Below are 23,655 nucleotides of genomic sequence, written 5' to 3'. Positions count from 1 at the left end.
GCAGAAGGGGGCCGGAAGAGGTTTTTTCAACCGGTCTCTAGGCGTGCCTGCCGTGGGCGTCAACGATCGCGGCTCTTTTTCCTTGCGGCGTTGGTGCCTCGTTCCTAACTTCGGAGCCCGTTCGAGGAGTTTTCAAATGTCGTTGCCGCCGCATGAAGCCCTGATCTATCTGATGGTTATCACCTCCGCGTCCGATCGCGACATGACCGATGTCGAATTGGCGCGGATTGGCGACGTCGTCCGCTCGTGGCCGGTGTTCGAGGATTTCGACCACGACCGAGTCGTTGGCGTCGCCCAGGATTGCCAGAAGATGCTGCATGAAAAGGACGGGCTGGAAGGCGTCCTCGCGCGCGTCGCCGAGTCGCTGCCTGAGCGGCTCCACGATACCGCCTATGCCGCCGCTTTCGAGGTCGCGGCCGTCGATCTCGAAATGCGGATGGAAGAGGTGCGGGTGCTGCAGCTCATCCGCCGCCAGCTCGATCTCGATACGCTGACCGTCGCCGCGATCGCCCGTGCCGCCAAGGCCCGCCTTCGCACGCTAACCTGATCCAGGCACTGAAGGGTCAAAAGATGCTGATCGGACCGGATCAGAAAAAGCCGGGCCGGATCAGAAAAAAACTGACCGGGCCGGATCAGAAAAAACTGACCGGGCCGGATCAAAAAAAACTGACCGGGAAATAGCGCAGATAGAATTCGGCGAAGATGCCCTTCACCGAAATCTCCTGCAGCGCGTAGTCGAACGCTGCGGCGAGCGCCGGATCGTTGGCCCTGGTGGCGATGGCCATGCCCGAGCCCAGATATTCGGGTGCCAGATAGGGGCCGCCAGCAAAGCGGCAGCAGGCTGCTGCATCCGAACCGCCCAACCAGAAGGCGAAGCGCATGCCGTCGCCGAAGGCGGCGTCGACCTTGCCGGCCTTGAGGCCATCATAGAGTTCTTCCGGCCGGTCGAAGGGAACGACCTGAACGGTGCCGAAATAATCGCGCAACATCCGCTCATGCGCGGAACTGGCGACCACGCCGACGCGCTTGTCGCGCAGTCTGTCGAAGATCGGTTCCGTCAGCGCCTTTGTCTTCTGCATGATGAAGCGCGCCGGAAACTGCAGGTAGGAACGTGAGAAGGCATATTTCGACCGCGACTCCGGCGTGGCGGCGATGCCGGCAATGATCGCTTCGCCTTCGCCCTTCTGCAGCGCCCCTTCGAGCTCGGCCCAGGGCAGCGCCTGGATTTGGCATTTTTCCGCGATGCCGAGTTCGGCGCAGATGGCGCGCGCCAGATCGACGTGGAAGCCGGACAACCGGCCTGCTCCGTCGAGGAAATTGAAGGGCGGGAAATCGGTGGTGGTCAGGAATCTCAGACGCGGCAGTGCGGAAAGGTCCGGCTTTGGCAGCCGCTCCTTGGCATCCCACAGCACAGGCACTTGCGGCTCCGCGGCACGCGCATTCGTGAGCAACTGTGCCCCCGTCATTACCAGCATCAGGACGATGGATATCCACCGAATTGCCACGACCGGAGCTCCGCCCTGTTCTGTCCAGCTTGGCTTTTCGTACGAAAATGGTGCAGGCACAACGGTTTTTGATTTCATCACGCCGATTTAGGGATATGGTTTAGCGAGTTTGCAAACGTGTGCGGCGTCGGCTGGAGGGGAGCAAGGCGCTGCAAGCAGAGGAGAGCAGGTTTGTAATCCGGGGTCGATGGCAAAGTGCAGATCAGGCACTGGACGTTGATCTCAACGCGGAAGGCAACATGGGGTAGATGTTGCGATGGGCCACTTCGATCGCACACTGGAATTCATAGATCAGTTGCAGCACGCCGACACAGCGGCGGCGGTCTGCCAAAAACTGCTTGGCATAACCTCGGAGTTCGGCCTGACGGCGCTTATGGCCGGGACGGTTCCGCAGCCAGGCACCCCGCGAGGCCAGCAAAAGGACCATGTGCTGCTCTGTGATTGGCCGGGAGAATGGCTGGAGCGCTATGTGGCGCGCAACTATGTCGACCATGACCCCGTCGTCAGCCACATGAAGCAGCTGCAGGCGCCGTTCCAGTGGCGGGAAGCGTCTCAGGGCATTCGCATCGACAAGAGCAGTGGCGAGGTGATGGGCGACGCCAGCGAATTCAAACTGCGCGACGGCATGGCCTTCCCGCTGGTCACGCTCGACGGTCAGATCGTTATGGTGTCGCTCGGCGGCGAGGCCGTGGAACTGTCGGGAGCCGAGTTCGGGCAGGTATCGCTGGCAGCGACCTATGCGATCGGCCGCGCCATGCAACTCCACACGATGGCGGCCAAGACCATCGACCACGTCGAACTGACGCCGCGTGAGCGCGAATGCATGCAATGGGCCGCCGTCGGCAAGTCCGAATGGGAGATTTCACAGATTCTCGGCATTTCGGAACACACGTCAGAGAAACACCTTCTTAACGCCAAAAGCAAACTCGGTGCCGTCAACCGGGTGCAGGCGGTCGCGGAAGCGATAAGGCGCGGCTATATTAGCTAGCTCGGCCGTGCCGGCCTAGAAATTCTTGCCTACGTGATCGCGTAATTTTCTCGGGACAGCCCGGCCGTATCTTCCTATTGAACCTAGGAGACGGCAGATGCTTTTTTCCCTTACCACACAGGAACTTATGGAACGTCCCGACCTTTGGGAGGCCGTTCATCGCTTGCGCTACAAGATTTTCGTCGAGGAAATGGGGTGGACCGATCTGCAGCGCCCCGATGGGCTTGAGATCGATCAGTTCGACCACGACGAGGCGGTGCATCAGCTCGTCATCCGCAACGGCGAGCTTGCCGGTTATCAGCGGATGTTGCCGACAACGCGGGCGCATCTTCTGACCGAGGTGCTGGCGGACCTCTATGAAGGGACGCCACCGTCCGGGCCGAACGTTTGGGAGCTGACCCGCTATGCGGTGGCGCCGGGCTTTCGTGACGGCAAGCGCGGCGTATCGACGGTCGGCACCGAGCTCATTGCCGGCTTCGTCGAGTGGGGGCTGAAGCGGAACGTCAATCAGGTGATCATCGAGTTCGAGCCGATGTGGGTCCTGCGGGCGCTGCAATTGCACTTCCTGGCGAAGCCGCTTGGCTACCAGCGCACCTATGGCAACCAGCAGGTCGTCGCCACGCTGCTCACCTTCAACGAGCATACGCTTGAGGTGGTGCGTTCGCGTCGTAGCCATTTCGCGCCGGTGCTGGCCAGGGGATATCCCGACAGGCTCGGAATGAGGCAGGCCTCGTGAGATTGGAGACAACCATGAACGTCCACACGCAAACGGAGTTCCGCAACCATACGCTGATCGTCACGGTGTCGTCGGATGACGGCCGGCCGGTGCTGGACAGGCGAGCCTATGAAAGCCTGGCCAAGACCTTCCATGAAGCCGCCGTCGACGATGATGTGCGCGTCGTAGTGCTGCGCGGCCTCGCCGGCTGCTTCTGCCTCGGCGGCGACTTTTCCGAGTTCCTCGACGCCACCAAGCATCAACGATTGATCGCCGCCGTCACCGACATGTTCCGCACGCTGGCGACGTTTCCAAAACCGGTCCTTGCCTGTGTCGATGGCGGCGCCGTCGGCGTCGGCTGCACCATCCTGTTCCATTGCGACATGGTGATCGCATCTGATGAAAGCACGTTCCGGGTGCCGTTCGTCGATTTCGGCCTCGTGCCGGACGCGGCGACCAGCATCCTGGCGCCGCAGAAACTCGGTTATGCCGGCGCTTTCCGCTTCTTCTGCCTGGGCGACACGCTCAGTGCCGAGGACGCCAGGATGCTTGGCCTGGTCACGGAGATCGTGGCGGGCGATGTCGAGGAAGCCGCACTTGGCAGAGCCAGGCAACTCGCCAAAAAGCCGGTCGCCGCGCTGCTGCAGACGCGCGACCTGCTCAAGGGCGACACAGGCGCGCTCTGCGATCGCATCGACCAGGAGATTTCGCTGTTTCAGCAGGCTTTGCAGGACGATGCTACGCTGAAGCGACTGCAGCGGATTGCCCGGCTGGCGGCATGAGAAGTCACTCGGGAGAATGACAAGAATGTCCGGAATCGTGCCGCGCGTCTTTGGCGCGCGGCAGTGCTTCAGGCCCCTGTTCCCAGGAACGAAGGCCCTTCCCCGATGATTTTCTTGTCTTCCTTGCCGATGGTGTCGAGGTCGCGGCCCTCATAGGGAAGCGACAACAGGATACGCCGGATGACGGCAAGTCGCGCGCGCCGCTTGTCGTTGGCCCGCACGATGATCCAGGGCGCGAATTCCTCGCGCGTGCGTGCGAACATGAGATCGCGCGCCTTGGTGTAGTCGTCCCATTTGGTGATGCCGGCAATGTCGATCGGCGAGAATTTCCAGCTCTTCAAAGGACTCCAGCGGCGATCGTGAAACCGCTCAAGCTGTGTCTCCCGACCGATGTTCAGCCAGAATTTGAAAAAATGGATGCCCTCGTTGCAGATCATCCGTTCAAAATACGGCGTCTCGTCCAGGAATTTCTCATGCTGCTCCGGCGTGCAGAAGCCCATGACCGGCTCGACGCCGGCGCGATTGTACCAGGAGCGGTCGAAAGTGACGAACTCGCCGGACGTCGGAAAGTGCGCGACATAGCGCTGGAAATACCACTGTCCGAGCTCGGTCGGGGTCGGCTTGGTCAGCGCCACATTGCGTGCGGTTCGAGGATTCAGGTACTGGCGCAGCGCAAAGATCGTGCCGCCCTTGCCGGCGGCATCGCGTCCTTCGAACAGCGACATCACCCGCTTGCCGGTCGATTGCAGCCATGCCTGCGCCTTGACCAGCTCGATCTGCAGCCGCTCGAGCGTCTCGTCGTACTCGTCGCTTTTCATTTTCTTGTCGTAGGGGTAGCCGCCGGCGGTCAGCTTATTGTCCTCGACCCAATTGGGAAGCTTGGGATCCTCGATGTCAAACTCGAGCTCCTTGCCGTCGATCCGTATCTTCAGCGGGCCTGCAACGGGCGCGGTGGCATCTTCCTTGGAGTTTTTCATCGAGACGAACCTTTCCAGCTTCCGGACTCATGCTATTGGGAGCCTAACTGCATCGGCCCGAAAATCGGAATCGATTTTCGGAAAGAACGAGGCAGCAGATTAAAAGTGGCAGAGCGTCCTTTGTGCATCCAATTGGACGCACGGCGCGCGTGAATGGGTGACAATGGCTGACATCGGCACAGAACAGCGAAGCAAGGCGCAAGCCGTCGCCAGTCGGTTGTGGAACAGCCGCTGGCTGCTGGCGGCCGGCATCGTCGCGGTCCTGACGGTCTATGTTTTCGCGGCCGGCTATGTGGTGCTGCTGGCATGTGCGGTGCTGCTGTTTGCCGCCGCGATGCTGCCGGCCGGCGTTGCGCGCCAGTCCGCCGGGGATGCCGCGGCGATCGAGGCGAGCGGGCTGCAACACCTGTCGGGGGAATATCTGGCGGCGGCCGTTGCCGATCCGCTGATCATCTTCGATCGCACCGCCACGATCGTCCATGCCAACGCCGCCGCCTTCGCCGCCTTCGGCGGCATCGCACCGGGCATGTCGCTGTCGCTGAAATTCCGTGCGCCCGAGATGCAGGCCTTGCTGGACAGTATTTTGTCTGGGGCCGCCGCTTCGGATGTCGTCGACTATACCGAAAAGCTGCCGGTCGAACGGGCTTATCGGGTGAGTGCGTCTTCAGTCGGCCACGGCACCGACCTCTATGTGCTGGTTTTCAAGGACCAGAGCGAGGCGCGCCGGATCGACCGGATGCGCGCCGACTTCATCGCCAATGCCAGCCACGAACTGCGCACCCCGCTCGCCTCGATCTCCGGCTTCATCGAGACGCTGCGTGGCCCGGCCCGCAACGACCCGGCGGCGCGCGAGCAGTTCCTGCAGATCATGCAGAACCAGACCGGCCGCATGGCGCGCCTGATCGATGACCTGTTGTCGCTGTCGCGGCTGGAGATGAAACCCTATCTAAAGCCGGGAACCGAGGTCGATCTCCGCCAGACGCTCGACAGCGTCATCGATTCGCTCGGGCCGCTTGCCAGGGAAAACGGCGTTGCCATTGAGCGGGATTTCGAGAAAGGACCGCTCGTTGTGCCCGGGGATCGCGACGAACTTTTCCAGGTCTTCGAAAATCTGCTGGAAAACGCCTGCAAATACGGACAATCGGGTGGACGTGTCGTGGTGACGATTGCTCACAGCGATGACGGTCCCGAACCGGGCATCGACGTCACCATCCGGGACTTCGGTCCCGGCATTCCCGAGGAGCACATCCCGCGCATCACCGAGCGCTTCTACCGCGTCGATGTCGAAAACAGCCGGACCCAGAAAGGCACCGGCCTTGGCCTCTCGATCGTCAAACATATCCTGACGCGCCACAACGCCAGGCTCTCGATCAAGTCCGAGGTCGGCAAGGGCGCAGCCTTCTCGGTTCATTTGCCGGCGCATTAGCGCCGCACTACGTATTAACGGGCTTTTTCTTTTTTCTGTCATCCGGCTAGCGTATCAGCGGGGATTCGAGGAAACGACTCACTCTGGAAGGCATTTCCATGCAGTCCGTGCACATCGTAAGCGCCTATGACGAGGAGCTGAAATATCTGTCAAAGCGCATCGCCGCGATGGGCGGGCATGCCGAACGTATGGTCGAACAGGCGATTGCGGCGCTCGTCAACGCCGACCCCGGCCTTGCCCAGAAGGTCATCCGTGATGATCTCGTTCTGGACGAAGGGCAGCGCGAGATCGACGACAAGGCGATCGTCATCATTGCCAAGCGCCAGCCGATGGCGACGGATTTGCGCGAGATCGTCGGCGCGATCCGCATCTCGGCGGATCTCGAACGGGTAGGCGACCTCGGCAAGAATGTCGCCAAGCGCGTGGTTGCCGTCACAGAAGGACGCCAGCCGACCAGCCTGTTCCGCGGCATCGAGGCCTTGGCCGACCTAGCGTTGACGCAGCTCAAGGAAGTGCTCGACGTCTACGCGTCGCGCTCGGTGGAAAAGATCGTCTTCGTGCGTGATCGCGACGATCAGATCGACGCCGTGTACACCTCGCTGTTTCGCGAATTGCTGACCTACATGATGGAAGATCCGCGCAACATCACGCCTTGCACGCACCTGCTGTTTTGCGCCAAGAACATCGAGCGGATCGGCGACCACGCCACCAATATCGCCGAGACGATTTACTACATCGTCACCGGCGATCAGATGCCGGCCGAGCGGCCGAAGGGCGACAAGACAGACAAGATTGTTCTCCCGGGAGCGCTACCCGCGAAATGAACGGCCAAAGCGAGAAGATCCCGTCTGAACTCATCTCGCTCGGCCTCTCGAACGCTTTATGAAACTGCGCTAAACTATCCGGACGTTAAGCTTCTCAGTCCCTAGTGAAGGCCATCCTTTCAGGAGGCTGCGAATGGAATATGTTCGGGAGTTCATGCCTGCGCCGCCGACGTCCAGCATTATCGCTTCCGGCGTCTACACGGCCGGCCGGCGTATCGCCGACATTCCGATCGAGGAAGCTGGCGAATGGGCAAAGAAGCCAGGCCATGTCGTCTGGATCGGCCTGCTGGAGCCCGACCGCAACCTGTTGCTTCGCGTCCAGGCGCAATTCCATCTGCATGATCTGGCGATCGAGGACGCGGAGCATCCGCATCAGCGGCCCAAGATCGAGCAATATGGCGACGCCTTGTTCATCGTCGCCCGCACGGCTCAATTGATCGACGGTCGTGTCACCTTCGGCGAAACCCATCTGTTCGTCGGTGCCGGCTACATCGTCAGCGTCAGGCACGGTCCATCAACCTCTTATGCCGCCGTTCGTCAGCACTGGGAAAGCTGCCCGCATTCGCTGGCCAAGGGCGAGGATTTCGTCCTCTATGCCATTCTCGATTTCATCGTCGATAACTACATGCCGGTGCTCGAGCAGATCGAGGATGAGGTCGAGGCGATCGAGGACAAGGTTCTGCTGAAACCTATGGCCGGCTCCGACATAGAACGGCTTTACATGCTGCGCCGCGACCTGTTGCGCCTGCGCAATGCGGCACTGCCGCTGGTGGAAGTCTGCCGCCGGCTGACCAGCGCCGACCTGCCGCAGATCCATGCGGCCATGCACCCGCTGTTCCGCGACGTCACGGACCACATCCGCACCGTCCAGGAGAAGATCGACAGCTTGCGGGAGGTTCTCGCCTTTGCCTTCGAGGCGAGCCTTCTGGTTGGTCAGAGCCAGGAAACGGCGATCACCAAGAAGCTTGCCTCATGGGCTGCCATCCTGGCGGTGCCGACGGCGCTCGCCGGCATCTACGGCATGAATTTCAACGACATGCCGGAACTGAGGATGGAATATGGCTATCCGATCGTGCTGGGAGCGATTGTTTTGGTCTGCTCGGTTCTCTACTGGCGCTTCCGCAAGAGCGGCTGGCTGTGAAAGAGAGCGAATAGGAAATAGCGAGTAGCGAATAGGTGAAAATGAAGCTGCTTCCTCGCGGAGGCTCAATCCGTCTCTATTCGCTATTCGCTATTCGCTCAGCGACTGCGGCGCCGCTCCGAGGCCGGCTGGAACGCTATGCGGGAGTGATACTTGCAATAGGGTCCGGTTTCGGCCGCGTCGTTGCCGCAGAAATGGAATTCTTCCGAAAGCGGATCGCCATTCGGCCATTTGCATGTCCGCTCGGTCAACTCGACGAGTTGCAGATGCCGCGAGATCGGCACAACGACGTTCTCGACCGGACGGACGTAATGACGCGTCATCGGTACGGCGTCGAATTGCGCCTGCAGCGCGGTCGCGCCGATCGACGTGGTGATATGCCGCGCTGTGCTTGCCGCCCGCGACACCGATTTCTGGACGGTTGATCCCTGCACGCTCTTCTTCTGGCGTGCCGGCGTGGCGGTCGAGCGTCCGCGGCCCGACAGTTTCAGCCGATGCACCTTGCCGATGACAGCATTGCGGCTGACACCCCCGAGCTGTGCGGCGATCTGGCTGGCGCTCAGTCCCTCCGACCACAATTTTCTAAGAAGTTCGACCCGCTCGTCAGTCCAATTCATGAGACCGCGCTCCTGCTGAAATGTGCGGCGATCGGAATCCTTCCACGATCCGGCTTTCGCCGGGCAGACACCACATATATCGGGTGATTAGGTCCGCCGCACGAAATCTAGTTATTTCTCGACTACAATTACCTTATGCGCTGACTCGGTGACAAGAGTCCGAGGGCCAACACGAATCGGTTTTTTCGGTTTTCCCCAACTTGCCCGGTCGCTTATGAGCCGGCGCCTCGCTGGAGGGCCTTGCCGCGCGTCATTGCGCGACGTTTTCGTTGACTTCATGGCCGAAAAACACGATAAGCCGCAAAGGCCGCCGCTTTGGCGGCTTTTTTGATTTTCCGGTACCGGAGACGCATATAATGAGCGGTTCGGCGCTTTTCGAGACCTTTACCCGCGCACCCCTGGCCTTCGACCATGGGGAAGGCACCTGGCTGGTCACCGACAAGGGCGAGCGATATCTCGATTTTGGCGGCGGCGTCGCCGTGAATTCGCTTGGCCACAGCCATCCGCGTCTGGTCTCGGCACTCACCGAGCAGGCGGCCAAGGTCTGGCATGTCTCCAACCTTTACGAGATTCCGGGGCAGAGCCGTCTGGGCGAGCGGTTGGCCGACGCCACCTTCGCCGACAAGGTGTTCTTCACCAATTCCGGCGCCGAGGCGCTGGAATGCGCCATCAAGACGGCGCGGCGCTACCACTTCGTCAAGGGCCATCCCGAGCGCTTTCGCATCATCACCTTCGAAGGCGCCTTTCATGGCCGCACGCTGGCGACCATCGCCGCCGGCGGCCAGTATAAATACCTGGAAGGCTTCGGGCCCAAGGTCGAAGGCTTCGATCAGGTCGGCTTCGACGACATCGACGCCGCCGAAAAGGCGATCACTTCAGAGACCGCCGCAATACTGATCGAGCCAGTGCAGGGCGAGGGTGGCATCCGCCCGGTGCCGACGCAGTCGCTGAAGCGGTTGAGGCAGCTCTGCGAACAACATGGCCTGCTCCTGATCTTCGACGAGGTCCAGTGCGGCATCGGCCGCACCGGAAAACTGTTCGCGCATGAATGGGCTGGCGTCACCCCAGACATCATGGCGGTCGCCAAGGGCATCGGCGGCGGCTTCCCGATGGGCGCCTGCCTCGCCACCGACGAGGCGGCCGTCGGCATGACCGCTGGCGTGCACGGCACCACTTTCGGCGGCAACCCGCTGGCGATGGCGGTCGGCAACGCCGTGCTCGACGTGGTGCTGGAAGACGGCTTCCTGGAGGATGTCCAGCGCAAGGCGTTGCTGCTGAAGCAGGGGCTGGCGAGTGTCGCCGACGAATTTCCTGATATCATCGAAGACATCAGAGGCACCGGCCTGATGCTCGGCTTGAAATGCGCCGCACCCAACACCAAGGTGAACATGGCGTTGCGCGACCAGCATCTGCTGGCGGTTCCGGCCGGCGACAACGTCCTTCGCCTGCTGCCGCCGCTCACCGTCACCGATGCCGAGATCCACGAGGCGCTCGACCGCATCCGCGCCGGCGCCCGGGGCCTGGCCGACGCCATCGCCGCGGCTGCCGCGAAGTAACAGTCGAAAGACCCCAAATGAGCCTTCGCCATTTCACCGATCTTTCCGCCGTTTCTGAGGGCGATCTGCGCTTCATGCTGGACGATGCCGTCGTGCGAAAGGCAAGGCTCAAGGCCGGCGAGCGGACGAAACCGCTCGAAGGCAAGGTGCTGGCGATGATCTTCGACAAGCCGTCGACGCGCACGCGCGTGTCCTTCGACGTCGGCATGCGCCAGCTCGGCGGCGAGACCATCATGCTGACCGGCACCGAGATGCAGCTCGGCCGCTCCGAAACCATCGCCGACACGGCCAAGGTGCTGTCGCGCTATGTCGATGCGATCATGATCCGCACCACATCGCATGACCGGCTGCTGGAGCTGACCGAGAACGCCACCGTTCCCGTCATCAACGGGCTGACCGACGATACCCATCCCTGCCAGCTGATGGCCGACATCATGACCTTCGAGGAACATCGCGGTCCGGTCGCCGGCAAGACCATCGCGTGGACCGGAGACGGCAACAACGTGCTGCATTCGCTTCTGGAAGCCTCGGCGCGGTTCCGCTTCAACCTCAACGTTGCCGTGCCGGAAGGCAGCGAGCCGGCGCAGAAGCATGTCGACTGGTCGACGGCGCATGGCGGCAAGTTGAATTTCACCCGCTCGCCCGAGGAGGCGGTCCACGAGGCTGACTGCGTTGTCACCGACTGCTGGGTGTCGATGGGCCAGGAGCACCGTGCCCGCGGCCACAATGTCTTCTCACCCTATCAGGTCAACGCGGCGCTGATGGCGAAGGCAAAGCCCGACGCATTGTTCATGCACTGCCTGCCGGCGCATCGCGGCGAGGAGGTCACCGACGAGGTCATCGACGGGCCGCATTCGGTGGTGTTCGACGAGGCCGAGAACCGGCTCCACGCCCAGAAGGCGGTTCTGGCCTGGTGCCTCGGCGCTTGATCCGGGCCACCTTGATCCGGGCCACCTTGATCCGGCCCACCTTGATCCGGCAATGTGTGGTGCCTATCTCAGGCGCATCACGCAAATCGAGCGCGTTTCGACGCATGCGCCCCGGAGGGCGGCATGGCCGCGCCCCGGAGCTTTGTTATGTTGGAAACTCATCAATTGGCTGAACATCAACCCAAACTCGGCGAGTTCGGCTATGCCGGCGACGATCATGTCGTGCCCTTCGAGGTCGGCCCGCTCGACGTGCGTGGCCGCACCGTCCAGCTCGGGCCGATGCTCGACGCGATCCTCAGCCGTCATGACTATCCCGAGCCGGTCGCCCGCCTGCTGGCGGAAGCCTGCGTGCTGACGGTGCTGCTCGGCACCTCGCTCAAATTCGAGGGCAAGTTCATCCTGCAGACCCGCACCGACGGGCCGGTCGACATGCTGGTTGCGGATTTTTCCACGCCGCAGGCTCTGCGCGCCTATGCGCGCTTTGATGCCGACCGGCTGGAAGCGCTGACGTCTGCCGGCGAGACCTCGCAGCAGACGCTGCTCGGCAGCGGTGTCCTGGCCCTGACCATCGACCAGGGCGCCCACACGCAACGCTATCAGGGCATCGTCCAGCTCGACGGCGAGACGCTGGAAGAGGCCGCGCGCACCTATTTCCGTCAGTCGGAGCAGATCCCGACCGATCTCAGGCTCTCGGTGGCCAAGCTGTTGACGCCCGGCGTCGGCGGTGCCCGCGAGCAATGGCGTGCCGGTGGCATTCTGGCGCAATTCCTGCCGCAATCGCCCGAACGCATGCGCGTGCCCGACCTTCCGGGCGGCGACGGCGATCCGCGTGAGGAGATCCACGATCCGGCCGACAATTCCTGGCAGGAACTGCTGGCGTTGCTTGGAACGATCGAGCCGACGGAGATGATCGATCCGACGATCGGCGCCGAGCGCTTGCTTTACCGGCTGTTCCACGAGCACGGCGTCCATGTCTTCGGCGGCGTGCCGGTCGCCGACCAGTGCTCATGCTCCAAGGAGAAGATCCGCGGCATCCTCGAAGGCTTCTCCGCCGACGAGATCAGGGACAGCACCGAGGATGGCGGCATTCACGTCGCCTGCGAATTCTGCTCGAAGCAATATGACTTCGATCCGGCGGAGTTCGGCTCGGCACAGTAAAGTGGATAGCGTTGGCGCTGCCCCTCACCCTCACCCTCTCCCCATAAGGACGGGGAGAGGGGGGCGCTGGAGCTTGTCCCTTCTCCCCGTCCTTTACGGGGAGAAGGTGCCGGCAGGCGGATGAGGGGCGGCGCGAACGGCCGATGCTTTCTCTCTCAGTTCACCGTCCGCCGTGTGCCCGGCAAGTCGAGCGAAAAGGCGGGGATGGCGATATCAAACGTCTCGCCCCGCTTGTTGCGCATCGTGTAGTGGCCGACCATGATGCCGGACGGCGTCGAGAGCGGGCAGCCGGATGTATATTGATAACTGTCGCCGGGGTTGAGTTCGGGCTGGTCGCCGACAACACCGGCGCCGCGCACTTCCTCGACCCGGCCGGTGCCGTCGGTGATGTGCCAGTAGCGTGACAGAAGCTGCACGAATTCATCCGACTGATTGTCGATGGTGACCTGGTAGCCCCAGACATAGCGGTTCTCCGACGGATCGGAGCGATCCTCCAGATAGAACGGCCTGACCTGTACTTCGATGTTGCGCGTAACGGCGCTGTACATAGACTACTCCACAATATGTAGACGGAACTTTCGACGCTCTCCGTGGTTTGGTCAACCGGGTGCTTTCTGGCGTTGTCCGACTCCTTTGAGCGCAGCTGCCGAAGAACAATGTCATTTAAGTGACACATGACAATGATGGTGTGCAGGGCCGGGCGACTCAGCATTCTGTCGAACTGTTGAAAACGGCTTCCATGCGGCCGGTTTTTCTGGAGTGACCAGATATCGATGGAACTGACAGTCACAGCCGCCTTGCTTTCCACAGCTCTGCTCCTTGTCAATCTCGCCAGCATCCTGCTCGCTTCGTTGAAGCTGAAGCGGCCTGGCAGGATCGCGCCGCCAGCCGGTAAGGCGCCTGCGGTGTCGATCGTCGTGCCGTCGCGCGGCGTCGAGCCGTTTGCCGAGGAAACGCTCGAGCGCGTCTTCTCGCTCGACTGGCCGCGCTATGAGCTCATCTTCTGCGTCGCCCATGCCGACGACCCGGTGGTCAGGCCGATCACCGATGCGATCGCCCGCTTTCCGGCCGTGCCGGCCCGGCTGCTCGTCGGCGACGACCGCATCAGCGGCAATCCGAAACTCAACAATTGTGTGAAGGGCTGGGAGGCCGCGCGCCACCGCTGGGTCATCCTTGCCGATTCCAACGTCCTGATGCCGAGGGACTATGTCCAGCATCTGATGGCGACGTGGCGGCCCGACACCGGCCTTGTCTGCTCGACGCCGATCGGCTCGCGGCCGGACGGGTTCTGGGCGGAGGTCGAATGCGCATTCCTCAACACGCTACAGGCGCGCTGGCAATATGCCGGCGAGGCGATCGGCCTCGGTTTTGCCCAGGGCAAGAGCATGTTGTGGGACAAGCCCATGCTCGACGCCAATGGCGGCATCCGTGCGCTTGCCGCCGAGATCGCCGAGGACGCCGCCGCGACCAAGCTGGTCAACGGGCTCGGACTGCGCGTCAATCTCGTCGCCTCGCCCTTTGAGCAGCCGCTCGGTTTGCGCACTCTCGGCGAAATCTGGTCGCGCCAGGCCCGCTGGGCACGCCTGCGCCGCGTCACCTTCCCCCTGTTCTTCGCGCCCGAGATACTGATCGGCGCGGCGATGCCGCTGGCGCTTGCGCTGATTGCGGCGGCCAGCGCCGGCTTCAGCCTGTCGGCAACCGCCATCGCCGTGCTGGTAGTCGCGTATTTGCCGGAATGCGCTCTCGCCTCGGCTAAGGGCTGGCACCTGTCGCTGCGCATGGTCCCGGCGATGGTTGCGCGGGACGTGATGCTTCCCGCCATTTGGGCGCGAGGCTGGCTCAGCGGTGCCGTCGACTGGCGCGGCAACACGATGACCATCCACACCAGCGCCGCTGCGGAATTGGAAGAGACCCCGTCGGGCGCCTGACAGCGCCTGCTTTTGACGATGCGAGCAAAGCCGCTCCAGTGCGTATCCCTATCTGGCGGCTTTCAATGCCTGCTCGATGTCTTCGAGCAGGTCGTCGGCGTCCTCCAGGCCGACAGACAGCCTGAGCGTGCCTGGCCCGATGCCGAGTTCGGCGCGCGCCTCGTCGCTCAGATTCTTGTGCGTCGTCGTCGCCGGGTGAGTGATCAGGCTCTTGGCGTCGCCGAGATTGTTGGAGATCAGCACGATATCGAGCGCGTTCTGGAAGGCGAAGGCCGCCTGCTTGCCGCCCTTGACGTCGAGGCAGATCAGCGTCGAGCCGCCCGACATCTGCTTTTTGACGATCGCCGCCTGCGGGTGGTCGGCGCGGCCCGGATAAATGACACGGGCAATCTCTGATCGCTCGGCAAGGAAATCTGCGATCCGGCCGGCACTTTCCGTCTGCTGGCGCACGCGCAGCGGCAGCGTCTCCAGGCCCTTCAGCAGCGTCCAGGCGTTGAAGGGCGACAGGCTCGGACCGGTGTGGCGGAAATAGTCGTGCAGGTTCTCATCGATCCACTTCTTGTCCGACAGGATGACGCCGCCGAGGCAGCGGCCCTGGCCGTCGATGTGCTTGGTCGCCGAATAGACGACGATATGGGCGCCGAGCTGCAAGGGCTGCTGCTGCAACGGCGTGGCAAAGACATTGTCGACGATCAGCCGCGCGCCGATCGAATTGGCAAGCGAGGCAACGGCTGCGATGTCGACGACTTCCAGCGTCGGATTGGTTGGGCTTTCAAGAAAGAACAGCTTGGTGTTCGGCCTGACCGCCTTTTCCCAATTGGCGATTTCGGTGCCGTCGACCAGCGTCGCCTCGATGCCGTATTTCGGCGCCAGCGTCTCGACCACCCAGCGGCAGGAGCCGAACAGCGCGCGCGCCGCCACGATATGATCGCCGGCCTTGGCGCTGCACAAAAGTGCTGCGGTGACCGCCGCCATGCCGGATGCTGTGGCGCGTGCATCTTCGGCACCTTCCAGTGCGCACATGCGCTTCTCGAACATGTCGACCGTCGGGTTGGCATAGCGCGAATAGATGAAGCCCGGTTCCTCGCCCTTGAAGCGCGCTTCCGCCGCCTGCGCGGTGTCGTAGACATAGCCCTGGGTGAGGTACATCGCCTCGGAGGTCTCGCCGAAGCCGGAACGCAAGGTCCCGCTATGCACGAGTGCTGTCTGAGGTTTCCAGTTGCGCTTCTTGCTTGTCATCACTTTTGTTCCAGACACAAAAAAACCGGTCGCGAAAGTCGCAACCGGTCCATACGGCCTTGCGGCCCGACGGTCCTTTAGCGACTTGTTTAACGTGGCTGCAAGCCGACCGGCCAAATCACCACGGGATAACGACCCTTTAGACCCGCGCCGCGCTTGCGTCAATTGCCGGCATGATTAAGAGGTTTGTACCAGCAGGTTCCGCGGCAAGAACCTGCGGCAAACGATACGTTGCCCGGCCTTCGAGCGGAGCCAGACTTTGCGGCAGACAGGCATTCTTCCCGATCAGGATATTTCCGCGCTGTTCCAGTCGGGCGCGCTGACGTCGCTACGCGCGCTCGCTGCCGACCAGATCCAGCCGGCCAGTCTCGACCTCAGGCTTGGCGACAAGGCCTGGCGGGTGCGCGCCTCCTTCCTGCCCGGCCCGAACCATAGGGTCGACGAAAAACTCGACCGCCTGAAGCTCCACGAAATCAATCTCGCCGACGGCGCGGTGCTGGAGACGGGCTGCGTCTATATCGTGCCGCTGCTGGAGAGCCTGGCGCTTCCGGCAAACATTTCCGCCTCGGCCAACCCGAAGAGCTCGACCGGACGGCTCGACATCTTCACCCGCGTGATGACCGATCGCGGCCACGAGTTCGACAAGATCGCTGCCGGTTACAACGGCCCGCTCTATCTGGAAGTCAGCCCGCGCACCTTTCCGATCGTCGTCCGCACCGGCTCGCGGCTGTCGCAGATCAGGTTCCGCACCGGCAATGCGCTTTTGTCTGAAAGCGAGCTCAACGACTTGCACCGCGCCGAGACGCTCGTCGCCACCGAGCCACCGAACATTTCCGGCGGCGGCATCGCGCTGTCGATCGATCTCGATGGCGATAAGGATGGCCTGGTCGGTTACCGCGGCAAGCACCACACCGGCCTGGTCGATGTCGACAAGCGCGCCGCACAGGATGTTGTCGACTTCTGGGAGCCGCTCTACAAGAGCGGTGCCGGCGAATTGGTGCTCGATCCGGACGAATTCTATATCCTCGTCAGCCAGGAGGCGGTGCATGTGCCGCCGCTCTACGCCGCCGAGATGACGCCCTTCGATCCGCTGGTCGGCGAATTCCGTGTCCACTATGCCGGTTTCTTCGATCCGGGCTTTGGCCATTCGGCGGCCGGCGGCACCGGCAGCAGGGCGGTGCTCGAAGTGCGCAGCCACGAAGTGCCGTTCATCCTCGACCACGGTCAGATCGTCGGACGGCTGGTCTACGAGCACATGCTGAAGCGGCCGCAGGCGCTCTACGGCACAGATCTCGGCTCGAACTATCAGGCACAGGGCCTGAAACTGTCCAAGCATTTCCGCGCCGCGCGCTGATCGCCCATCACGATCAGACCGCGCTTGCCTGAACCCTGCGCGACGTGCTTGGCTGTGCCCAGCCGTCAGGGTGGCTCTGAACCAAGGGAACAAAAAAATGCAGATTTCAAGATGGATCGCATCGGCAGCAACAGCCGCCATGCTGGTGATATCAGCCGGGTCCTTTTCGGCGCAAGCGCAGGAAAAATTGAAGATCGCCACCGAAGGCGCCTATCCGCCGTTCAACACCATCACCGCGGATGGCAAGCTCGTCGGCTTCGATATCGACATCGCCGAGGCGCTTTGCGCTCAGATGAAGGTCGAATGCGAACTTGTCACGCAGGACTGGGACGGCATGATTCCGGCGCTCCAGGCCAGAAAGTTCGACGCCATCGTCGCGTCCATGAGCATCACCGAAGAGCGCAAGAAGCAGGTCTCCTTCACCAACAAATACTATACGACGCCGCTTTCGCTGGTGGCCTTGAAAGACAGCGATATTGCCTCGACCGAACCCGCCGCACTCGCCGGCAAGACGGTCGGCGCCCAGGCTTCGACCACCCAGGCCGACTATGCCCAGGATGTCTATGGCAAGGCCGGTGCCGAGGCGAAGCTCTATCCGACCCAGGAGGAGGCGGTTGCCGACCTGATGAACGGCCGCCTCGATGCCGTCCTTTCAGACAAGTTCGTGCTGATGGACTGGATGAAGAAGTCGAGCGACGGCTGCTGCAAGATGGTCGGCGACGTCAAGGGCACTGAGACGGAAGCGGGCATCGCCGTGCGCCAGGAAGACAATGCGCTGCGCGAAAAGCTCAACGCCGCGATCGATGCAATCGTCGCCGACGGCACCTACAAGAAGATCCAGGCCAAATATTTCGACTTCGATATTTACTGAGGTAGGAACTGCCAATCTCCCCCCTTGAGGGGGAGATGGCCGGCAGGCCAGAGGGGGTCGGTCCGGCCGGGCTCGGCTCTTTATCGCAGACGCAGGGGGCTGGCGCTCTACGCGAGACGACCCCCTCTGTCGCCTTCGGCGACATCTCCCCCTCAAGGGGGGAGATCCCGCTACAGCGCCTTCACCGACACCTTCACCGGCTGCTCGATTTCAAGCGGGTTGCGCAGCGGCAGGCCAAAATCCTTGGCCTCGATCTCGAACACGTCGCCGGCCTCGGTCCTGACGCCGTCGGCGAAGGACAGCGTCGCGGTGCCGAACATGTGCACATGAACGTCGCCCGGCTGGCGGAAAGCCGAATATTTGAAGTGGTGATGTTCGAGATTGGCGATGGTGTGCGACATGTTCGCCTCGCCTGACAGGAACGGCTTTTCCCACAGCAGCTTGCCGTCGCGGACAATGCGTGAGGAACCCCTGATGTCGGACGGCAGGTCGCCGATCAGGATCTCCGGCCCGAACGAGGCGTTGCGCAGCTTGGAATGCGCGAGGAAAAGATAGTTCACACGCTCGGTGACGTGGTCGGAAAACTCGTTTGACAGCGTGAAGCCGACGCGGAACGGGGCACCGTCGTCGCCGATGACATAAATGCCGGCGATTTCCGGCTCCTCGCCGGCATCCTGGGCGAAGGCGGGCGACAGAAGTGCCGCGCCGGGCGCCACCGCCATGGTGCCGTTGCCCTTGTAGAACCATTCCGGCTGCACGCCCGTCTGGCCGTTGGTCGGCTTGCCGCCCTCCAACCCCATGCGGAACATCTTCATGGAATCGGTGAGCTGCTCTTCGCCGCCGGTGCTGAGCTTCTTGTGCATGGCATCGCGGGTCGCGGCGGAGCCGAGATGCGTCAGCCCGGTGCCGGTGAGATGAAGATGCGCCGGATCCGGATGGTTGATCGGCGACAACAGCCGTCCCTTCTTGTAGGCGGCATCGAGGTCGACCGCTTCACCGAACCCCTTGCGCTCGATGAGGGCGGCGAGCCCGGTGCCGGTGCGCGCGGCCTCCATCGCCAGCGAATAGACGCTGCGGGCGCCGTTGATGATCCTGGTCTTGCCGCCGTTGCGGGCGACAACGCGAATGGTCTCCGCGTCGTCGAGGATCTGGGAAATCAGCATGACGTACCCTCTCTCAATTGCCTCGGCCGACTGCCGGTCTGGCAAGCCCTGCCTGGCGCAGCTCGGACGGTATCCGTGCCACGGGTGAAATTCTTCGTCCGGATTGCGCTCGCGGGCCAACGGAGGCGCGCTTCAATCCTTGCTTCTGTGCACGGCGTTGCCCCAAAACCGCTGCGCACCCCCGGGTCAGGCCCGAGGGCAGGCTTTGGGCGACATGCATTCGTTTCCTCGCCCTCAAGCCTTGTTCTTGTTGTAGACGTCGAAAACCACGGCGCCGAGCAGCACCAGGCCTTTCACCACCTGCTGCCAATCGACATTGACGCCCATGATCGACATGCCGTTGTTCATCACGCCCATGATGAAGCCGCCGACCACCGCGCCGATAACCTGGCCGACGCCGCCCATCGCCGAAGCGCCGCCGATGAACACGGCGGCGATCACGTCGAGCTCGCTGCCGAGGCCCGCCGCCGGCACCGCCTGGCCAAGGCGCGCCGCAATGATCAGCCCGCCGAGCGCCGAGAGCACGCCCATATTGATGAACACCATCAGGGTCAGCCGCTCGGTCTTGATACCCGATAGCTGCGCCGCCTTGGCATTGCCGCCCATTGCGTAGATACGACGGCCGACCGTCATGCGTTTGGTGACGAAGACGAACAGCGCGATCAGCACGCCCATCACCACGAGAACGATTGGCAGACCTCTGTAGGTGGCGAATTGGTAGACCAGGAACAGCGTCAGGGCGCTGATCACCAGGGTCTTGACGACAAACAGCGGGAAGGGTTCGGCTTCATAGCCATGCCGCTCTCGGCTGCGCCGCGCCCTGAGCCCGAGATAGGCATAGGCGAGCACAGCGACGAGGCCGATCACGATCGTCGTCATGTGCAGCGTCAGCCCGCTGCCGACGATGGTCTTGCCAGCGGCGTTCACGACCGGCGGGATCAGCGTCAACGAGCCGATCACGTCCGGAATGAAGCCGGAACTTAGCGCCTTGAAGCCGACCGGAAGCGGCCCCACGGAAGACCCGCCACCCAGCAGCGCCTGGCAGATGCCGCGGAAGATCAGCATCCCCGCCAGGGTGACGATGAAGCTTGGTATTCGGTGATAGGCAATCCAGTAGCCTTGTGCCGCGCCGATTGCGCCACCGACGATCAGGCAGATGATCGACACCACCAGCGGATTGCTGAAAGGGCCGAGAGGCCAGATGACCATCATCATCGCTGCCAGCGCGCCGATGAAACCGGCGACGGAACCGACGCTGAGATCGATATGGCCGGAGACGATCACCAGCAGCATGCCCAGCGCCATCACGATGATGAAGCTGTTCTGCTGCACCAGGTTACTCAGGTTCACCGGTTTGAACAGCGTTCCGGACGTCGTGAACTGGAAGAACACCATGATGAGGATCAGCGCCAGGATCAGGCCGTATTCGCGCAGGTTGGTGACCAGCGCCGAGACGGCAACGCGCGGCCCCTGCTGCACATCTTCGGCGACGCCGCTTTTCGGCACGGGAGCGCTTTCGGTGCTCATGATGCTTTTCCTTCTCCGCGAACGATGGCGCGCATGATCTTTTCCTGGCTGGCATCGCTCGCCGCCATTTCGCCGACGATACGCCCTTCGTTCATGACATAGATGCGGTCGGTGATGCCGAGCAGTTCGGGCATTTCCGACGAGATGACGATGATCGCCTTACCCTCCGAGGCGAGACGCGCGATGATCGTATAGATTTCATACTTGGCGCCAACGTCGATGCCGCGCGTCGGCTCGTCGAGGATCAGCACTTCCGGATTGGCGAACAGCCACTTCGACAGCACCACCTTCTGTTGATTGCCGCCCGACAGGTTGCCGGTCATCTGATAGACGCTGGACGAGCGGATGTTGGTCTTGGCCTTGTAGTCGTTGGCTACCGCAAGCTCGCGCATATCGTCGATCACGCTATGGCGCGACACGCCGGGAAGATTGGCCAGCGTGATGTTGTGCTTGATATGATCGATTAGGTTGAGACCGTAGGTCTTGCGATCCTCGGTGACGTAAGCAATGCCATGTTCCACCGCCTTGCTGACAGAGGAGACATCGATGGGCTTGCCCTTGAGCAGCACTTCGCCCGTGATGCGGCGGCCATAGGAGCGGCCGAACAGGCTCATCGCGAATTCGGTACGTCCAGCACCCATCAGCCCGGCGATACCCACCACCTCGCCCCTGCGGACGTTGATATCGATGCCCTTGATCACCTGCCGCTCGGCATGGATCGGGTGATAGACCGACCAGTTCTTCACCTCGAGCACGGTCTCGCCAATCTCTGGCTCTCGCGGCGGGAACCGGTCGTCCAGCGAACGGCCGACCATCGAGGTGATGATGCGGTCTTCCGAGATGTCTTTCTTGGGCAGCGTCTCGATGGTGCGCCCGTCGCGGATGATCGTGACCTTGTCGGCGACCCGATTGATCTCGTTGAGCTTGTGCGAGATCAGGATCGAGGTGATGCCTTGCCGCTTGAATTCGAGGAGCAGATCGAGCAGCGCCTGGCTGTCCTTTTCGCTGAGCGATGCCGTCGGCTCGTCGAGAATGAGCAGCTTCACTTCCTTGCTGAGCGCCTTGGCGATCTCGACCAGCTGCTGCTTGCCGACGCCGATATTGGTAATCAGCGTCTTTGGGTCTTCCTTGAGGCCTACCTTCTTGAGCAGAGCGCCGGTGCGCGTCTCGTTGGCGTTCCAGTCGATGATGCCGAATCTGGCCTGCTCGTTGCCGAGAAAGATGTTTTCGGCGATCGACAGCATCGGCACCAGCGCGAGTTCTTGGTGGATGATGACGATGCCGCGGCGCTCGCTGTCGTGGATGCCTTTGAAATGGCACTCATCGCCGCGATAGATGATTTCGCCGTCATAGGTGCCGGATGGGTACACGCCCGAAAGCACCTTCATCAGCGTCGATTTGCCGGCGCCGTTCTCGCCGACCACGGCATGGATCTCGCCTTCCTCAACGCTGAGGTTGACATTCGACAGCGCCTTGACGCCGGGAAACGTCTTGGTGATGTCACGCATCTCCAAAATCGTCGAGGTCATCAGGAATTAAGCTCCTCCGAGATCGGCAAACATACCGGCCTCGCTGGTTAACGAAAAGGGGCCCTGCGTTGCGCAGGACCCCAGACTTTGCAACTGCGGTTACTTCAGCTCTTCGGCCTTGATGTAGCCGGAGTCGACCACGAGGGCCTGGTAGTTCGACTTGTCGACCTCATGCGGCGTCAGCAGGATCGAGGGGACGACCTTGACGTCGTTGTTGTAGGTCGTGGTGTCGAGGCCTTCCGGCTTGCCGCCCGAGAGCACCTTGTCGACGAGCTCGACCGTCGCCTTGGCGAGTTCGCGGGTATCCTTGAACACGGTCGAGTACTGCTCGCCGGCGATGATCGCCTTGACCGAAGCGGTCTCGGCGTCCTGGCCGGTGACGATTGGCCAGGGCTGGTCGGCCGTGCCGTAACCAACGGCGCGCAGCGAGGCGATGATGCCGCGCGACAGGCCGTCATACGGCGAGAGCACGCCATCGACGCGGCTGCCATCCGAGTAGTTGGCGGAGAGCAGATTGTCCATGCGGGCCTGGGCGGTCGCTGCCAGCCAGCGCAGCGTGCCGACCTTGTCCATGCCCATCTGGCCGGACTTCACGACGAGGGTCTTGTCGTCGATCAGCGGCTGCAGCACCGACATGGCGCCGTTGTAGAAGAAGAAGGCGTTGTTGTCGTCCGGCGAACCGCCGAACAGCTCGACGTTGAACGGACCCTTGTTTTCGGGATAGCCGAGGCCCTTGAGCAGCGATTTGGCCTGGATGACGCCGACGCCGAAATTGTCGAAGGTGGTGTAGTAGTCGACATTCGCGGTCTTCTTGATCAGGCGGTCATAGGCGACGACGACGACGCCGGCGTCAGCCGCCTTCTGCAGCGCGTCCGACATCGTGGTGCCGTCGATCGAGGCGATGATCAGCGCCTTCGGGCCTTTGGTGATTTCGTTTTCCAGCTGGCTGAGCTGATTGGGGATATCGTCCTGCGCATATTGCAGGTCGACAGTGTAGCCCAGAGCCTCGAGCTGGGACTTGACGGCGTCGCCGTCGTTGATCCAGCGCTGCGAGGTCTTTGTGGGCATCAGCACGCCGACGAGGCCTTCGCCTGCCTGCGCCGGGACCGTCATGGCCGCGATGCCAAGGGCCGCGACGGCGGCCAGTGTCTTGATGATCTTCACATTAACTCTCCCTGTTTGATGGACGCGCACCCTGGGTTTCGTGGGCCGCGCGATCGTGCAGGAGCGCCAAACGCGCCGCTGCCGTCATATCGATCTCCGGTATCCTCCCAATCGGCCCTGAGACTCTGGTTCCAGTCGATGCGATTTTTCTCGCTGGCGACGGTCAAGCTTCAGGACGCGCAAAGGGTGTGGCTCTTTGCCATAACTGTCAAATGCGATCTTTGATGGTTGCTATACCGAAACTGATATATTGAAAGCCGAC

Annotated in this window: 22 protein-coding genes and 1 riboswitch; of the genes, 13 read left to right on the top strand and 9 right to left on the bottom strand. The window is 62.2% G+C overall.

The window, feature by feature from the left end; translation table 11 throughout:
- Positions 1-136: 136 nt before the first annotated feature.
- Positions 137-547: a tellurite resistance TerB family protein gene (locus EN885_RS16860; RefSeq protein WP_126103707.1), complete on the top strand. Its 411-nt coding sequence runs from the start codon at positions 137-139 to the stop codon at positions 545-547.
- Between the two features lie 109 nt (positions 548-656).
- Here EN885_RS16860 and EN885_RS16855 read toward each other — a convergent pair whose 3' ends face one another.
- Positions 657-1,475, bottom strand: a complete 819-nt coding sequence (locus tag EN885_RS16855) for a transporter substrate-binding domain-containing protein (RefSeq protein ID WP_127203601.1) — start codon at positions 1,473-1,475, stop codon at positions 657-659.
- Positions 1,476-1,761: 286 nt separating this feature from the next.
- On the opposite strand from EN885_RS16855, the gene EN885_RS16850 reads away from it, so the two are divergent.
- The 3 genes from EN885_RS16850 (at position 1,762) to EN885_RS16840 (ending at position 3,990) form a co-directional block, all read left to right on the top strand.
- Positions 1,762-2,493, top strand: coding sequence for a LuxR family transcriptional regulator (locus EN885_RS16850; RefSeq protein ID WP_095487979.1), 732 nt, complete (start codon positions 1,762-1,764; stop codon positions 2,491-2,493).
- Positions 2,494-2,590: 97 nt separating this feature from the next.
- Positions 2,591-3,229 carry an acyl-homoserine-lactone synthase gene (locus EN885_RS16845; protein WP_077377404.1) on the top strand — a complete coding sequence of 213 codons (639 nt, stop codon included), beginning with the start codon at positions 2,591-2,593 and terminating at the stop codon, positions 3,227-3,229.
- A gap of 14 nt (positions 3,230-3,243) precedes the next feature.
- A complete protein-coding gene (locus EN885_RS16840; RefSeq protein ID WP_126103706.1) occupies positions 3,244-3,990 on the top strand; it encodes an enoyl-CoA hydratase-related protein in 747 nt (248 codons plus the stop codon).
- A 68-nt stretch (positions 3,991-4,058) separates the two neighbouring features.
- On the opposite strand, the gene ppk2 is transcribed toward EN885_RS16840, so the two are convergent.
- Positions 4,059-4,967, bottom strand: coding sequence for a polyphosphate kinase 2 (gene ppk2 / locus EN885_RS16835; protein WP_128242854.1), 909 nt, complete (start codon positions 4,965-4,967; stop codon positions 4,059-4,061).
- Between the two features lie 163 nt (positions 4,968-5,130).
- On the opposite strand from ppk2, the gene EN885_RS16830 reads away from it, so the two are divergent.
- From EN885_RS16830 to EN885_RS16820, 3 genes are all read left to right on the top strand, one after another.
- On the top strand, positions 5,131-6,393 hold the full coding sequence (locus tag EN885_RS16830; RefSeq protein WP_127203568.1) for an ATP-binding protein: 1,263 nt from the start codon (positions 5,131-5,133) through the stop codon (positions 6,391-6,393).
- A gap of 98 nt (positions 6,394-6,491) precedes the next feature.
- On the top strand, positions 6,492-7,217 hold the full coding sequence (phoU, locus tag EN885_RS16825) for a phosphate signaling complex protein PhoU (RefSeq protein ID WP_095487987.1): 726 nt from the start codon (positions 6,492-6,494) through the stop codon (positions 7,215-7,217).
- Between the two features lie 133 nt (positions 7,218-7,350).
- The gene (locus EN885_RS16820) at positions 7,351-8,358 is read left to right on the top strand and encodes a magnesium and cobalt transport protein CorA (RefSeq protein WP_095487989.1); all 1,008 of its coding nucleotides are present in this window, start codon (positions 7,351-7,353) and stop codon (positions 8,356-8,358) included.
- A 98-nt stretch (positions 8,359-8,456) separates the two neighbouring features.
- Here EN885_RS16820 and EN885_RS16815 read toward each other — a convergent pair whose 3' ends face one another.
- Positions 8,457-8,975 (bottom strand): GcrA family cell cycle regulator, encoded by a 519-nt coding sequence (locus EN885_RS16815; protein ID WP_095487991.1) that lies wholly within the window; start codon positions 8,973-8,975, stop codon positions 8,457-8,459.
- 356 nt (positions 8,976-9,331) lie between these two features.
- On the opposite strand from EN885_RS16815, the gene EN885_RS16810 reads away from it, so the two are divergent.
- From EN885_RS16810 to EN885_RS16800, 3 genes are all read left to right on the top strand, one after another.
- Positions 9,332-10,531, top strand: a complete 1,200-nt coding sequence (locus EN885_RS16810; protein WP_095488084.1) for an aspartate aminotransferase family protein — start codon at positions 9,332-9,334, stop codon at positions 10,529-10,531.
- 17 nt (positions 10,532-10,548) lie between these two features.
- The gene (argF, locus tag EN885_RS16805) at positions 10,549-11,460 is read left to right on the top strand and encodes an ornithine carbamoyltransferase (protein WP_095487993.1); all 912 of its coding nucleotides are present in this window, start codon (positions 10,549-10,551) and stop codon (positions 11,458-11,460) included.
- A 123-nt stretch (positions 11,461-11,583) separates the two neighbouring features.
- Positions 11,584-12,618 carry an Hsp33 family molecular chaperone gene (locus EN885_RS16800; protein WP_095487995.1) on the top strand — a complete coding sequence of 345 codons (1,035 nt, stop codon included), beginning with the start codon at positions 11,584-11,586 and terminating at the stop codon, positions 12,616-12,618.
- Between the two features lie 155 nt (positions 12,619-12,773).
- On the opposite strand, the gene apaG is transcribed toward EN885_RS16800, so the two are convergent.
- Positions 12,774-13,166: a Co2+/Mg2+ efflux protein ApaG gene (gene apaG / locus EN885_RS16795; RefSeq protein WP_095487997.1), complete on the bottom strand. Its 393-nt coding sequence runs from the start codon at positions 13,164-13,166 to the stop codon at positions 12,774-12,776.
- Positions 13,167-13,391: 225 nt separating this feature from the next.
- Here apaG and EN885_RS16790 point away from each other — a divergent pair, with 225 nt between their 5' ends.
- Positions 13,392-14,546, top strand: a complete 1,155-nt coding sequence (locus EN885_RS16790; RefSeq protein WP_128242853.1) for a ceramide glucosyltransferase — start codon at positions 13,392-13,394, stop codon at positions 14,544-14,546.
- 48 nt (positions 14,547-14,594) lie between these two features.
- Here the strand turns inward: EN885_RS16790 and EN885_RS16785 are convergent, their stop codons facing one another.
- Positions 14,595-15,785, bottom strand: a complete 1,191-nt coding sequence (locus tag EN885_RS16785; RefSeq protein ID WP_128242852.1) for an O-succinylhomoserine sulfhydrylase — start codon at positions 15,783-15,785, stop codon at positions 14,595-14,597.
- A 57-nt stretch (positions 15,786-15,842) separates the two neighbouring features.
- Positions 15,843-15,920: riboswitch (SAM riboswitch) on the bottom strand.
- Between the two features lie 124 nt (positions 15,921-16,044).
- On the opposite strand from EN885_RS16785, the gene EN885_RS16780 reads away from it, so the two are divergent.
- Together EN885_RS16780 and EN885_RS16775 are read left to right on the top strand one after the other, a co-directional pair.
- Positions 16,045-17,139, top strand: a complete 1,095-nt coding sequence (locus tag EN885_RS16780) for a 2'-deoxycytidine 5'-triphosphate deaminase (RefSeq protein ID WP_128242851.1) — start codon at positions 16,045-16,047, stop codon at positions 17,137-17,139.
- Positions 17,140-17,236: 97 nt separating this feature from the next.
- On the top strand, positions 17,237-18,010 hold the full coding sequence (locus tag EN885_RS16775) for an ABC transporter substrate-binding protein (RefSeq protein WP_128242850.1): 774 nt from the start codon (positions 17,237-17,239) through the stop codon (positions 18,008-18,010).
- 170 nt (positions 18,011-18,180) lie between these two features.
- Here EN885_RS16775 and araD1 read toward each other — a convergent pair whose 3' ends face one another.
- The 4 genes from araD1 to chvE form a co-directional block, all read right to left on the bottom strand.
- Complete coding sequence (gene araD1 / locus EN885_RS16770) at positions 18,181-19,173, bottom strand: AraD1 family protein (RefSeq protein WP_095488007.1); 993 nt, start codon at positions 19,171-19,173, stop codon at positions 18,181-18,183.
- Between the two features lie 234 nt (positions 19,174-19,407).
- On the bottom strand, positions 19,408-20,700 hold the full coding sequence (gene mmsB / locus EN885_RS16765) for a multiple monosaccharide ABC transporter permease (protein ID WP_095488009.1): 1,293 nt from the start codon (positions 20,698-20,700) through the stop codon (positions 19,408-19,410).
- On the bottom strand, positions 20,697-22,229 hold the full coding sequence (gene mmsA, locus EN885_RS16760; protein WP_095488011.1) for a multiple monosaccharide ABC transporter ATP-binding protein: 1,533 nt from the start codon (positions 22,227-22,229) through the stop codon (positions 20,697-20,699). Before mmsA ends, mmsB begins: the two co-directional genes overlap by 4 nt.
- Before the next feature lie 99 nt (positions 22,230-22,328).
- Positions 22,329-23,393, bottom strand: a complete 1,065-nt coding sequence (gene chvE / locus EN885_RS16755) for a multiple monosaccharide ABC transporter substrate-binding protein (protein ID WP_095488013.1) — start codon at positions 23,391-23,393, stop codon at positions 22,329-22,331.
- Between the last annotated feature and the right edge of the window lie 262 nt (positions 23,394-23,655).

It is taken from the genome of Mesorhizobium sp. M6A.T.Cr.TU.014.01.1.1 (genome assembly GCF_004022765.1).
Taxonomy (GTDB): domain Bacteria; phylum Pseudomonadota; class Alphaproteobacteria; order Rhizobiales; family Rhizobiaceae; genus Mesorhizobium; species Mesorhizobium mediterraneum.
Note: the sequence above shows the minus strand (reverse complement) of the source record. Positions and strands in the feature narration are given on the sequence as shown.